Here is a 265-nt window from a genome sequence, read left to right on the forward strand (position 1 = left end):
GAGAGTAGCTGAGAAAGGTTATAAATCCGCTGATATGTTCCAAAAACTGGGAAATGCCTACTATTTCAATGGGGAACTCGAAAAAGCAGCACAATGGTATGGAGAGTTATTTGCCATGACATCCGAAGTGGAGCCGGCTTATTACTATCGCTATGCCCAAACTCTTCGTTCTGTTGACGAAAATGACAAAGCGGATCAAATTATGGAAAAATTTGATAAAATGTCTGGAAACGATAGTAGAGGAGAGCTTTTTGCGAAAAACGAC

General features: G+C 40.4%; 1 pseudogene. It reads left to right on the forward strand.

The features are described 5' to 3' along the window. Positions 1-34: 34 nt before the first annotated feature. Positions 35-265: pseudogene (locus CXF59_RS00135) on the forward strand (flagellar motor protein MotB); the annotation flags it as partial.

The organism is Flavobacterium sp. ALD4 (genome assembly GCF_002836475.1).
Lineage (GTDB): Bacteria > Bacteroidota > Bacteroidia > Flavobacteriales > Flavobacteriaceae > Flavobacterium.